Origin of the sequence: Gracilibacillus halotolerans (assembly GCF_014206945.1) — a bacterium.
Classification (GTDB): domain Bacteria; phylum Bacillota; class Bacilli; order Bacillales; family Amphibacillaceae; genus Gracilibacillus; species Gracilibacillus halotolerans.
This window is the reverse complement of the sequence record NZ_JACHON010000005.1, coordinates 57,993-72,420: the sequence shown is the minus strand read 5'-3', so window position 1 is coordinate 72,420 and position 14,428 is coordinate 57,993. Positions and strand designations below refer to the sequence as shown.

General features: G+C 37.0%; 11 protein-coding genes. All 11 read left to right on the top strand.

Annotated features, from left to right (window positions below; all coding sequences use genetic code 11):
- Window positions 1-55: 55 nt before the first annotated feature.
- The 11 genes from GGQ92_RS08010 (at window position 56) to GGQ92_RS07960 (ending at window position 14,412) form a co-directional block, all read left to right on the top strand.
- Window positions 56-1,018 (top strand): transketolase family protein, encoded by a 963-nt coding sequence (locus GGQ92_RS08010; protein WP_184246844.1) that lies wholly within the window; start codon window positions 56-58, stop codon window positions 1,016-1,018.
- Window positions 1,019-1,077: 59 nt separating this feature from the next.
- Window positions 1,078-2,385, top strand: coding sequence for an ABC transporter substrate-binding protein (locus GGQ92_RS08005; RefSeq protein ID WP_221437269.1), 1,308 nt, complete (start codon window positions 1,078-1,080; stop codon window positions 2,383-2,385).
- 77 nt (window positions 2,386-2,462) lie between these two features.
- A complete protein-coding gene (locus GGQ92_RS08000; RefSeq protein WP_184246838.1) occupies window positions 2,463-3,338 on the top strand; it encodes a carbohydrate ABC transporter permease in 876 nt (291 codons plus the stop codon).
- Between the two features lies 1 nt (window position 3,339).
- Complete coding sequence (locus tag GGQ92_RS07995; RefSeq protein ID WP_184246835.1) at window positions 3,340-4,173, top strand: carbohydrate ABC transporter permease; 834 nt, start codon at window positions 3,340-3,342, stop codon at window positions 4,171-4,173.
- 46 nt (window positions 4,174-4,219) lie between these two features.
- Window positions 4,220-4,615, top strand: coding sequence for a cupin domain-containing protein (locus GGQ92_RS07990; RefSeq protein WP_184246832.1), 396 nt, complete (start codon window positions 4,220-4,222; stop codon window positions 4,613-4,615).
- Window positions 4,616-5,191: 576 nt separating this feature from the next.
- Window positions 5,192-6,964 (top strand): sensor histidine kinase, encoded by a 1,773-nt coding sequence (locus GGQ92_RS07985; protein WP_184246829.1) that lies wholly within the window; start codon window positions 5,192-5,194, stop codon window positions 6,962-6,964.
- Window positions 6,965-6,980: 16 nt separating this feature from the next.
- A complete protein-coding gene (locus GGQ92_RS07980; protein ID WP_184246826.1) occupies window positions 6,981-8,480 on the top strand; it encodes a response regulator transcription factor in 1,500 nt (499 codons plus the stop codon).
- A 117-nt stretch (window positions 8,481-8,597) separates the two neighbouring features.
- A complete protein-coding gene (locus GGQ92_RS07975; protein ID WP_184246823.1) occupies window positions 8,598-9,920 on the top strand; it encodes an ABC transporter substrate-binding protein in 1,323 nt (440 codons plus the stop codon).
- An 87-nt stretch (window positions 9,921-10,007) separates the two neighbouring features.
- Window positions 10,008-10,868 carry a carbohydrate ABC transporter permease gene (locus tag GGQ92_RS07970; RefSeq protein WP_184246820.1) on the top strand — a complete coding sequence of 287 codons (861 nt, stop codon included), beginning with the start codon at window positions 10,008-10,010 and terminating at the stop codon, window positions 10,866-10,868.
- Window positions 10,865-11,749 (top strand): carbohydrate ABC transporter permease, encoded by an 885-nt coding sequence (locus tag GGQ92_RS07965; RefSeq protein ID WP_246384216.1) that lies wholly within the window; start codon window positions 10,865-10,867, stop codon window positions 11,747-11,749. The genes GGQ92_RS07970 and GGQ92_RS07965 overlap by 4 nt, the downstream gene beginning before the upstream one ends.
- 17 nt (window positions 11,750-11,766) lie before the next feature.
- Window positions 11,767-14,412, top strand: coding sequence for a glycoside hydrolase family 78 protein (locus GGQ92_RS07960; protein ID WP_184246817.1), 2,646 nt, complete (start codon window positions 11,767-11,769; stop codon window positions 14,410-14,412).
- Window positions 14,413-14,428 lie beyond the last annotated feature (16 nt).

Here is a 14,428-nt window from a genome sequence, read left to right as displayed (position 1 = left end):
AATTAGTGTTGATTGATTAAATAACTAACGAATGATTACTTGAGGAGGAAAAGAAATGACAGCACAAAGAGCAGGTCGTGATGGATTTGGGCAAGCGATGATGGAATTGGGAGAAGAAAATGAAAAAGTAGTTGCTTTAGGTGCGGATTTAGCTGAATCGGTTAAAGTGCACTATTTTGCAGAAGCTTATCCAGAACGTTATTTTCAAATAGGAATTGCAGAACAAGATATGATAGGAACGGCAGCAGGGTTGGCGTTGTCAGGATATATTCCATTTACTACAACTTATGCTGTATTTGCAGCACAACGTGCGAACGAACAAATTCGATTGGCTGTTTGCTATAACAATTCAAATGTAAAACTAGCAGTTAGTCATGCGGGTTTGACAACAGGTGAAGATGGTGCCACACACCAAGCTTTAGAGGACATTGCCTCAATGCGAGCTATGCCGAATATGACAGTTTTAGTTCCGGCAGATGCTTCTGAAGCTTATGAAGCCACAAAAGCAGCAGCTGAGTACCAAGGGCCAATATATTTGAGACTTGGTAGAACGCCAGTTTCAGAGCTTACAAACGGTGTAGGGGAATTTAAAATTGGTAAAGCGCGCAAAATGAAGGAAGGTAAAGACGTCACGATTTTTGCATGCGGAATAATGGTGGAAAGAGCCGTTGAAGCTCATGACATATTAGCAAAAAAGGGTGTTGACGCTGAAATTATAAATATACACACCATTAAGCCATTGGATGAAGTCGCAGTGCTAGAATCAGCGAAAAAAACGGGGTGTGTTGTCACTGCAGAAGAACATTCAATAATTGGCGGATTAGGAGGTGCTGTGGCAGAAGTTTTATCCGAGAAATTTCCTATCCCTTTAAAAAGGATAGGAACTCAAGATACTTTTGGGGAATCTGGACCTCCAGAAGAACTGTTAACTAAGTACGGTTTAACTGCGGAGAAAATTGTTGAAGCAGTAGAAGAAGTAATAGAAAAGAAAAATGTAATGGCTGTTTCATCAAAGTAATCATCACCAAGAATGAAAAAAGGATTATAGTGCTTAGAATGTATAAAGGGGAGAAAATGATGAAAAGATTGTTAGTTATTACTCTTGTAGCTTTATTTAGTGTTGGTTTATTTGGATGTACAGCAGCTAGTAATTCTCCAAGCACGACAGATGAAACTGATAGCTCCACTAATAAAAATACGAATTCTGAAAGTGATGATGGAGAAGGCCCAACGCTTACTTATTGGTATTGGGCCGATAACTCTGATTATTCTGATCTAATGCAAAATATTATTACAGAATTTAATGAGACAAACGACAAAGGTATAACTGTAGTAGGAGAAGAGTATCCATGGGATGGAGGTGGATTTATGGAAACATTATTTACTGCTTCAGTAGGTGGTGGGGCACCTGATGTTGCAACTTTTAAACTCACGTCTACTCCGTTATTCACAGCCAATGATTTGCTAGCTAATTTAGATGATTATATAGAAAATTGGGATAAAAAGGATGACATTGACCCAAATATCTATGACATTATGAAAACAGCTAGTGGGACGGACAGTATATATTTGATGCCTTGGAATACTCAAGTGCTCTATGTGTATTATAGACCATCCATCTTTGAGGAAGCAGGGGTTGAAGTTCCAACCACTTATGAAGAATTTCTTACAGCAATCGAAAAGACAACAATGGATACTGATGGTGATGGACAGACTGATATTTATGGATTTGGAATGAGAGGTGCTACAGGTGGGCAAGAACCTTGGGGGAGTTTTATCCATGCCCGTGGTGGGAGCTTTGATGATTTAACTAGTGAGGCTTCTATTCGAGGAATGCAGGATTTTATAGATATATACGAAAATGGCTATGTACCGAAAACAGCTACAACAGACGGATTTAATGAAATTATAGCTAATTTTAAATCAGGACACACAGCAATGACAATTCATCACACAGGTTCTTCTGCTGATATGGTTGAAACCTTTGGAGATGATGTATCTGCGTTCCCATTCCCTGCAGGTGAAGGTCAATGGACATCAATGGGGGATACAGAGAATGTTATTTTTGAATCTTCAGAACATAAAGATGCTGCTTTTGAATGGGTTTCATACTTAGCAGCGGAAAAAGGACAAGAAGATTGGACAGTAGCAACTGGAAACGTACCAGTAAGCAAGACAGTTCAGGAACTTGATTTCTTCCAAGAAAATGAATTTATGAAAGCTTCTATTGATGGAATGTCCTATGCTGGCATTGTTCCAATTAAAGATACGACAACTGAATGGATTAATACCATTTGGCCAAATACTATAGCTTCTGCACTCTTAGGTGAAAGATCAGCAGATGAAGCTATGGAAATTTTACACGAAGGATTGCATGAAGAATAATTTTGTCAGGATTCTTTAATACAGGGTGGCAGTTGTTGGATAACTGCCACTCCATTGTATAAAAAGAGGTGAAACAGATGAAAAAGAAAAAGTTCAATATTTGGCCTTACATATTAATATCACCAGCACTTCTAATTGTAGCATTTGTGGTGTTTTATCCAATTATAGAGGCCATTTTTATGAGCTTCCAGAATTATGATTTAAGAAGACCTGACAAGATATCTTTTATTGGGTTAAAGAATTACATTGAAATGTTTCAAGATGAGATATTTTGGACAGCAGTTAAAAATACTTTGATTTGGGTAATTCTCGGGGTAGGTTTACAATTCATTTTTGGTTTTATTCTTGCATTATTATTAAATCAACAATTTAAAGGTAGAGGAATAGTAAGAGCTGTTAGTTTAATTCCGTGGGCAACACCAGGGGTACTTATTGGTTTAATGTGGAAATGGATTTATGATGGAAATTATGGTGTTTTAAACGACCTATTAATGAAATTAAATATCATAGATCAACCGATCATGTTTCTATCACAAACATCTACTGCTTTTAGTTCGGTGATAGTAACAATCATTTGGCAAGGTATTCCTTTCTTTGCAATTATGATATTGGCAGGCTTGCAAAGTATTTCCCACGAAATGTATGAAGCTGCAGATATTGACGGAGCAACAAAGTTACAAAAGTTATTTAGAATTACAATACCTTCTTTAAAAAACGTGATTTTTATTACAATTATTTTACGAATCATTTGGGTATCAAACTCTGTCGATATTATATACAGTATGACTGGCGGAGGACCATCTTATTCAACACAGACATTAAGTGTATATATATTTAATAAGGCAACAGTTCTTGATTTAGGATATTCTTCAGGAATGGCATTATTATTAATGTTTATGCTAGCTACTGTAGCGATTCCTTATATTAGAAAATCCTTTAAGGAGGGAGCGTGAAATGTCCAAGAAAAGCTTTGCTAATAAATGTTTTACATTATATCTTCCATTAGGTTTGATTTTGACTTTTTTAATATTCCCATTCTATTGGACATTTGTTACGTCGATTAAGCCAGAACATGAACTATATGGAGCAACAGTTACGTATTGGCCTAAAGATTTAACTTTTGCGTCATATCAAAAGCTTTTTGGCGAATTTAATTTCTTACTACCTATGTTTAATAGTTTACTTGTAGCGACTATTACTACAGTTGTTACACTTACTGTTTCGACATCAGCAGCTTATGCTTTTACAAGGTTTGATTTTAAGGGAAAAAGAATTTTTATGAGTCTTTTCTTAACGAATAATATGTTCCCCAACGTATTACTGCTTATACCTTTATTTGCAATTATGCGTAGTGTGAATTTACTATATACACCGTTATCATTAGTTGTTGCATATGCTACATTCACTATTCCATTTTCTGTTTGGATGTTGACAGGATATTTGAAAGATTTGCCAAACTCTCTAGAGGAAGCAGCCATGATTGATGGAGCGAATAGAGTAAAAGCATTTTTCAATGTTGTTCTACCGGTTTTAATGCCATCTATAATTGCAACAGGTGTGTATATATTTATTCAGTCGTGGAATGAATATACATTTGCCGTTTTATTCACGAATGAAGCAACTAGGACTATCCCTGTTACATTAAATAATTTAATAGGTCAGTTAGGCGTTCAATGGGATTTATTAACTGCTGGAGGAATAATTACGATAATCCCTGTATGTGTTCTATTCTTTTTCGCTCAAAAACAACTTATAGAAGGATTAACTGCTGGTTCTGTGAAAGGGTAATTCAAAAATAGCATAAAAATAAGCACAACATTAGGGGGGGCTAATCATGCAAATAAAACAATATCATTATGACGGTGAAGGTATGTCAAAGGTATATGTAAACGATGAATGGATGCTAGGTATTAAAAATTGGAAACCGGAAAATGACCGTAATGGCTTTACTAATTTAGAAAGACATAATGAAACAGATGAACTGTTTGTGCTACTAGAAGGCGAGTGTACTCTTGTTTATGGAACGGAAGAAAATGGTCAATTTCACTTTGGTCGTGTTAAAATGGTGAAAAACAAGCTTTACAACATCCCAAAAGGACTATGGCATAACACTATCACCGAGAAAGATACGAAACTAGTATTAATGGAAGCTTCTGATACAAGTATGGATAATAGTGAAATAGTAGAATTGTCACGAGATCAAATTAATGAAATTCAATCGATTCTCTAAAAGTTGATGTAATATGTATATGAGTGGGGAAGGGGTATTTTCTTTTCTCCACTTATTAATTTTTTAAGATTATTTTAGTCAACTGCTTGAATGTCCATGTTATTTATATACCAACCTCTATACTCGTGCGTTAATAGTCTTAGATGTGAACCATAAAACCCCAAAAAAAACCTTCCAATTTTTCCTTAGTTAAAATTCGACAACCTGAATTTTTTAAAGTAGTAAATGTGAAAAATCATCTAATCTGCACACCCCCATATCCGTTATTGATCTGCCAGAATCTCATTAAATGTGTAAATCCATAATCAACCACCAGAATCTAATCTTCACACCTCCATATCCGATATTGACCCTCTAGAATCTCATGTTAAATGTGTAAATCCCATGTTCCACCTCCAATATCCCATGTTCCACCGAGTTATCCAATCTTCACACCTAAGAATCTAATGTTAGAGCACTCCTACATAAATCCACCTAAGTCTACAAAGAATAATGACCAATCCAATTTTTTATTTAGCCATAATTCGACAAAATGTGTTATTTTAAATATATTACCTAAAAAGTGTGGGGATAAGGATGAAAAGATATTATCGATCATTACCGATAAGGAATAAAATTTTCCTTACATTTGCAAGCGGTTTCGTTTTATTCATTACTATAATTGCTACATTTATATATTGGAACAACGTTAACGAGATGAAAAATCAGACACAGTCACTTTCAAATGTACTATCAGGTCAGTTTGTTAGAACGGTCGATTTATATTTTGAAGAGATAGAAAGGCTATCATTGGCAATATTTACGGATTCGACGATTCAGGATGTGTTGACCCGAGAGGAATCGATTCGTGATGATATGTCGGTACGAAATGAAGTGTTTCTACGTTTACTCAATCATATTTATCCACAGTCAAGTGTAGAAGGAATTACGATTTATAGTAAGGATGGGACTATTTTTGATTATACGAGAAATGGTAATCTTGAGTTGAAGTTCAATCCGACAAAAGATAAATGGATGGAGGAGCTTGACGAGCTTAAGAAAAATTCCATCTTATTTTTACCACCTTCTGAAAAAACGAATTCACATGGAGAACAATTAAAAGTCGTTTCATTTGTTCGGAATATTTATAGTATTCCACGAAGAGAGCAAATTGGAACAATGAAAATAGATGTCAATATCGACGTTTTTTTGCAATTGTTAGAAACGGAGAATATGGAAGGCTTAGAGGAGTATGTGAGATTTCTAATTCTCGATAACCAGGAAACCGTAATCTTTGATCAAAAGAGAGAGTTAATTGGCCAAGATGCAAATGTAAATTTAACTAAGATAAATTCAGAACCGAAAACGGAAGGAAATTTAATTTGGAACAATCAAACGTACCTCTATGCTAATAATTATTCGGAGTATACAGGATGGCATGCGTTAGTGTTAATTGATAATCAGTTTTTGGAATATGAACGGAACCAAGTTCTCTTATTTATTGTTATTAGTGGAGCAATCGTAATCGCTATAATTGGATTAATATCTTATTTTGTATCCTTTACGATTACAAAACCGCTAAATACGATTGTAGATAAGATGAGAAAAGTAGAAGATGGGGATTTTACGAATAGAATGAAGCCGAGTGGCAATCCTGAAATGGACGTACTAACACGAGTTTACAATAGTATGTTAGACAGTATTAATAAGCTAATTACGGAAGTCTATGAATCGAGTATTACAGAGAAGAATGCTAAAATTTCTGCGCTTCAGTCGCAAATAAACCCACACTTTCTTTATAACACGTTAAATGTGATGAAATCTATTAGCAGAATTAAAGGTGTGGAAGAGGTAGCGGAAATATCAGAATCGTTATCCGATCTATTTAAATATAGTATGAAAGGATTGGATGTACCTGTAAGTCTTCGAGCTGAAGTAGAGCATATTGATAATTACATTCGCATCCTACAACATCGATTCCGTGATCGCTTCATATTCAAAAAACAAATTACCGATGAAGCAATGGATGCTAAAATACCGAAGCTTCTTATTCAGCCATTAATAGAAAACGCAGTAAATCATGGATTAAAGAACATGGATAGCGACGGAGAGATTCTACTCCATGCTTGGACGGAGAACGAACAATTAATCATCGAGGTTCGAGACAATGGTGTAGGAATGGACGAGCAGACATTAGAAAGAGTGAGAGAAGAAAGTAAACGGAAAAAAATCATTGATGAGACGACCGGGATTGGTTTAAATAATGTTTCGCAAAGGCTACGACTCATGTACGGATATCGATATGAGCTGACGATAGATAGTGAATGGGAAAAAGGCTCATTAATTCGAATATCATTACCATTAGACTAACTGGGGAGGAATACGGATGAATATCTTTATTGCAGAAGATGAATATTGGGCATTAGAAGAATTGAAAGCTCTTTTGAAAAAGTATGAGGACGAGCATAACCTATATTATTTTCCAAATGGAGAGGAAGCATTCCAATACTTTAAAAACGTGACTCCAGACTTGCTTATTACGGATATTACGATGCCATTAATGGATGGACTTCAGCTTATTAAGAAAACAAAAGCAGTAAATCCGTCCGTTGAATGTATCTTACTAACGGTACATGATACGTTTAGTTATGCACAACGAGGTATTCAATTAGGTGTTGCAGATTATCTATTGAAGCCGGTGAAAAAAGAAGAATTATATAAAACAGTTGATCGAATGATAACAGAGATTCGCAAGAAAAAGCGTGAAGAGAAGGACCGACAGCATTGGTCGATTAATAAAATGTTAATTGATTCAATTCAACAGAAAAATTATGATATTCAAGAGCTAGATAGTCAACGATTTTTATTTATGTATACGTTATTTGGAAATTGGCTAGCACCGATTATTGATATGGAGAAGATAGAGGTCCAGACGATTAAGGAAATTGTCGGGGATGATCGAGCCTGCTGGTCACTACCGATATCCGGGAGGCAAAAAGTGTTGCTTATCGAATTAAAGCCCAAGGAGAAACTGGAAAGCTTCCCTTTGCAGGAGATTCATCGCTACCACCAACAATTCGGACAAGCACACACGTTTACACTTGTTAAAAATGAGAATATTCCATTAAATGAAATCTTTCAAAATGCAACGCTCCAGCTTGAAAAAGGTAAATTGTTTGGCCGGCCAACCGCAGTAACAGAGCTTACACCTATAATTGAACCTGAAATCAGCCACTTATGGGATAAAGTTCGAGTCATCGAGCACAAATTGGTAAACCGAGAATTTGCCAATGTGGATGAGCAAATAGGAGAACTATACAAGCAATTAATAGCTTATCCACTTACACAACGACAATTATTTCGATTCTTAATGGATATGTATTATGCGCTTCAGTATAATTTACAGCAATCAACGCGACCCGTTATGCAATTGGATGAAATGGACGACTATTTTGATAAATTAAATCGATTAGTTAGCTATGAAGAATTAGAAGATTGGTTGCATGGTTTAGTTTATAAACTAACAGAAACTACTCAATCTGATCAGCAAGTTGCTCCAAAACATTTAATTCCAAAAGTAAAACAGTGGATAGAAGAATCGTATCAACAGTCGATTACTTTTCAACAGTTTGCAGATGAACATCATGTCAGTCTTAGTTATTTATCACGAGAATTTAAAGAACAAACAGGCTTGACTTTCTCCGAATATTTAGTGAAAGTGCGAATCAATCAAGCAAAAGCGTTCTTTCAAGAGGGAGTAGACAGAACAGTAGTAGTAGCGGAGTTAGTTGGCTATCATGATGTGAAGCATTTTCGCAATGTATTTAAAAAAATGACGGGTTTAACACCGACTGAATATAAAGAATCAATTAAGGAGGAGGGGTGATTTTTTCGATTAGTAAAAATCACCCCCCTTATTTGTTAAATAAATAGGTATTTCGAGGGTGTGGAAGCGTTTTATACTATAAGTGTACTTAAGTTATTAACAAGGGGGTAAATTCAAATGAAACTTTTTAGTAGAAAAGCACTAATCGCAATTTTTGCAGCATTGTTACTTTTACTTCTAGCAGCTTGTGGTAGTGGTGATAGTGACTCAGATAGTAACGAAACATCAGGTGATAGTGAAGACCCGATTACACTTAGCTTCTTGATTGACAACCAAACGGTAACAGATGGTTTAGAAGCTGTAGCAGAGGATATTGAGGAAAAATTTAATATCCAAACAGAATTTGAATTACGACCAGGTGGTACAGAGGGAGACAATATTGTAAAGACAAGATTGGCTACCGACGAAATGACAGATATCATGTGGTATAACTCAGGTTCCTTATTCCAAGCATTGAATCCAGAAGAGCATTTCCTAGATTTATCTGGTGAAGCTTTCATGGACCGAGTAACAGATGACTTTAAAGAAGCTGTTACAGTAGGTGAAGGAGTATATGGTGTTCCTGGTGAATCTACTTTTGCTGGTGGATGGATGTATAACGTTAAAGTTTATGAAGAATTAGGATTAGAAGTTCCGACTACTTGGGATGAACTACTTGCGAATAATGACAAAATTAAAGAAGCAGGAAAGGTCCCTGTAATTGCTTCTTTTAAAGATACTTGGACATCACAAGTTATCTTACTAGGTGACTATTATAACGTACATTCCGTTGATCCAGAATTTGCGGATAAATTTACAAACAATGAGGCGAAATTTGCTTCTACTCCAATTGCTTTAGCAGGATTTGAAAAATTACAAGATTTACAAGATCATGGTCATTACAATGACGAAGAAACAGCTACTAGCTATGAGGACGCAATCGAAATGTTAGCAACTGGTGAAGCAGCACACTATCCAATGCTAACGACGACATTGCAAGCAATCAATGATCGTTTCCCTGATCAAGTAAATGACATTGGTTTCTTTGGCCAACCAAGTGATGATCCAGACAATCATGGTGCAACGATTTGGATTCCAGCTACTCTTGCAGTAAATGCTAATTCCGAAAATGCTGATGCAGCGAAACAATGGTTAGAATACTTTGTTTCTGAGGAAGGTCAAGAGACGTATATGGCTAATATGAAAGCATATGGTCCATACGCATTGCATGACGTAGAATTACCAGATGATGCGTATACAGCAGTTAAAGATATGATGGAGTATCAAGATGCAGGTAAAACAGCTCCAGCACTTGAATTCTTGTCTCCACTTAAAGGTCCAAACCTAGAGCAGATTACTGTAGAGGTTGGATTAGGAATGGTACCACCTGAAGAAGGTGCAGATAAGTACGATCGTGACGTAGAACGTCAAGCGAAGCAGTTACAAATTGAAGGATGGTAAACCATCTATAGAGAAGAAAAAAGCCCTGTTATAACGTAGTAGCATAACAGGGCTTTTCCAAACAATTTTGATAGGGGTGACAGGGAGATGAAGTCAAACAAGATATATAGCTACTGGTTATTGTTACCCGCCTTATTAATTTACGCGCTACTTTTCCTTTATCCTACTGTTGTGTCCTTTTTCTTCGGATTTACTCGTTGGACATTAACAGAATGGGAATGGATTGGATTCGAGAACTTTAGAATGTTCTTCGAGGAGCCTTCCTTAATGATTGGATTCAAGAATACGTTTATCTTTGCCTTTTTAACAGCAGGGTTAAAAGTAGTTGTAGGGATATTCTTGGCGGTTATTTTAACATCCAAATTGAAAACAAAGCGATTCGTTCGCTCCACAATATTCTTCCCGGTGCTTGTTAGTACGATTGCAGTCGGTATTACATTCAGTGTTCTAATGCACCCTTCTGAAGGGTTAATAAACGTCGTATTAGGAATGATTGGTATCGATGGACCGGATTGGTTAGGAAATCCTAATCTAGCTATTTATTCGGTTGCATTAGTAGATGTTTGGAAGGGACTTGGTATTGCAACCGTAATCCTTATCGCGGGTATGATGTCCATTCCAAATGATTATTATGAGGCAATCCAAATTGACGGTGGAAACAAGTGGAATGCATTTGTTCATATTACTTTACCACTTTCTAGACCAGCCATTAATACGGTTGTTATGTTAGCACTTATCGGTGGTCTCCGTACATTTGACCTCGTTTGGGCAATGACTGGTGGAGGACCTGGATTTAGTTCTGACTTAATCGCATCTATTATTTATAAGCAATACCAAGCAGGATTCTATGGTTTATCTACTGCTGGTAACGTACTTCTATTCTTGATAGTTGCTATCATCGTATATCCAATCTTTAGATTCCTGAATAGGAAAGAGGTGGACTTATGAGCCAGACACACAGCATGACTCAATCTAATCAAGTAAATAGCAAAGAAAAGCAAAAGAAGAACGCAATTCAGCTCATAATTGAAATCTTTGCTGTTATTGTTTGTTCGATCTTTTTCTTAGTTCCATTCTATTTCATCATTGTGAATGCTATGAAAAATAGTGCAGATGCCGCACAGCTTTCGATTGCGTGGCCGACGGAATTTAGAATTTGGGAAAATATAGTTGAAGTTATTCAAGCACGAGACTATATGCTATTAACAGCATTTTTCAACAGTACCGTAATTACGGTAGTATCTATTGTAATCTTAATCTTCGTTGGTTCAATGGCGGCGTTTGTATTGCACCGTCGTGTTAGTAAATTATCAAAAACGCTAAGTGGATTATTCCTTGCTGGATTAATGATTCCACCAGCAGTTGTTCCGACTATATGGGTATTAGAGCAGTTCGGAATCTTTAAATCTTTTACAGGGATCATCCTTGTAGAGGCTGCTATTCAAATACCATTTACAATCCTTCTATACACAGGGTTTATTGCAGCAATACCTAAAGAAATTGACGAAGCTGCTATTATCGATGGTACTGGTGGATTGCAGCTATTTACAAAAATCATTTTCCCGATGTTAAAACCGGTACACTCTACCGTTATTATTTTAAACGCGGTAACGATTTTCAACGACTTCGTTCACCCATTATACTTCTTTCCAGGTTCTGAAAATGCCACAGTACAATTAACACTGTATAACTTTATGAGTATGTTCAACACGGATTGGAACCTATTATTTGCAAACGTATTGTTAATTACGATACCACCATTTATTCTGTTCCTATTCTTCAGTGAAAAGATTGTATCAGGTATGGCAGCAGGAGCTGTAAAAGGATAAATACAGGAGGGTAAGAAATGCTTTCAGTTTATGACGTTCGAATTGAGTATCAAAAGAATCCAATCGGAATTGATGTAACAAAGCCAAGAGTAAGTTGGAAGATTCAAGCAGAAGGAAGAAACGTGCGACAAGGCATGTATCATCTACAAGTTGCAACGGAAGACAGTTTTGATACTGTTGTTTGGGATTCTGGTGAAGTTTCTTCCGACGAAAGTCTTCACATTAGCTTGGATGGGTTAAATCCAATTTCCAAAACACGTTATTATGTCCGTGTCCGAGTAGCGGATCAGCATGGGAACGAAACCGATTGGTCAGAAACGACCTATTTTGAAATGGGATTGATGCAGCCTAAGGAATGGCAAGCGAAGTGGATCAGTACTCCAGAAAGTATGGATAAGAAACCAAGTCCACAATTTAAAGTAGCTTTCGAAGCAAAAGGTAAAGTGAAAAAGGCTCGTATTTATGCAACAGCACTTGGTCTTTATGAGCTACATCTTAATGGCGAACGAGTTGGAGAGGATTATTTCACACCAGGTTGGACGAGTTACCATACAAGATTACAGTATCAAACGTATGATGTGACGAGACAATTGGTGGAAGGAAATAACGAATGGACGGCATTGTTAGGAAATGGATGGTATCGAGGTAATCTCGGCTGGGAAAATCAAAAAGAAATTTACGGAAATCGTCTTGGATTACTAGCTGAATTACATGTGGAATATGAAGATGGTAAGACAGAAGTCATTGTGACAGATGAATCATGGCAAGTAACCGAAAGTGCGATTCGTGAGTCAGAGCTTTATCATGGTGAAACGGTAGATGCACAATTCGTATCGGACAATTGGCAGGCTGTCGACATTCTGTCTGAATCGAAGTATAAGCTTGTGGCGCAGGAAAATGAACTAGTAAGAAAAATCCATTCCCTTTCTGCTAAAGAGTTGATTCGCACACCGAACGGCGAAATTGTAATTGACTTTGGACAAAATATGGTTGGTTGGGTTGAATTTGATATTGAAGGTAAACCTGGTCAAACGGTTGAAATCAAGCATGCTGAAATATTAGATGGCGACGGCAATTTCTATACAGCTAACTTGAGAACAGCAAAACAGACAAACCAGTATATTTTAAGTGGAGAAGGGAAAGAAACATTTGCGCCACGTTTCAGTTTCCAAGGCTTCCGTTATGTTCAGTTAATCGGATTCGAAGAAGATCAACTCCAGTTAGACAATTTCCATGGTATGGTGTTGCACTCGGATATGGAAATGACAGGTGACTTCAAGAGCTCGGATGATATGATTAACCAGTTACAGCATAATATCGTTTGGGGATTAAAAGGGAACTTCCTTGATGTGCCAACAGACTGTCCACAGCGAGATGAGCGTTTAGGTTGGACAGGTGATGCACAAATGTTTATCCGTACGGCGAGTTATTTGGCGAACGTTGCTCCATTCTTTACGAAGTGGCTTCGTGATGTAGAAGCGGATCAGAGAGAAGATGGTTCTGTACCATTTGTTGTACCGAATGTTCTTTCACAAATTGACGATCCGGAAAGTGATGATGACCATAATTCATTCGGGTCAGCCGCTTGGGGAGACGCAGCAGTCATTAATCCATGGACACTTTATATTGCTTACGGGGACAAACGTATTTTACAAGAGCAATACGACAGTATGAAAGCATGGGTTTCCTATATTAAGGCACAAGGAGACAATCCGTATCTGTGGAATACAGGCTTCCATTTTGGTGACTGGCTTGCACTCGATTCCAAACCAGACAGCTATGTAGGAGCGACGGACCGCGCTTATATTGCTACTGCTTTCTTCGCATATTCTACATCGATTGTGAAAAAGACGGCAGAAATATTAGGAAAAGAAGAAGATTATCAGTACTATGCGGAGCTAGAAGATAACATTGTCAACGCATTTCAAGATGAATATGTGACTCCAAGTGGAAATTTAGCAGTTCCAACACAAACTGCACACGTACTTGCTCTCATGTTCGATTTAGTCGATACGCAAGCAAAGAGCAGAGTTGTGAAAGAATTAGATAAGCTTCTACAAGAAACGGATTATCATTTAACGACAGGCTTTGTAGGGACACCTTATCTAAACCATGTGCTGACAGAGAATGGGTTAAATGATGCAGCATACACACTATTATTCCAGAAAGATTACCCTTCTTGGTTGTACCAAATTACGAAAGGCGCAACGACTATCTGGGAGCATTGGGATGGAATTAAAGAGGACGGAAGCTTCTGGAGTACGGATATGAACTCGTTTAACCACTATGCATATGGTGCGATTGGTGATTGGTTATATCGTAAAGTTGCTGGAATTGAATTGGACGAAGAGGTTCCTGCCTTTAAACAATTTACAATTCAACCACACATTGGTGAAGGATTGGATTGGGTAGAAGCAACTTATGAATCGATGTACGGAGAAATAAAAAGTGCATGGAGAAAGACGGAAGCAGGAGGTATGGAATTAGAAGTGATTGTACCAGTAAATACGACAGCTCAAGTGAAATTATTGGGCGCTAAAATAGAGAATGTAAAAGAGAATAATACTCCATTATCTCAAGCAAGTGGAATTCTATCTTTTGCAGATCCAGGGGACAGTATTGATATATTAATCGGTTCAGGTACGTATCGATTTACGTATTAAACAGAATGGTGGCTAG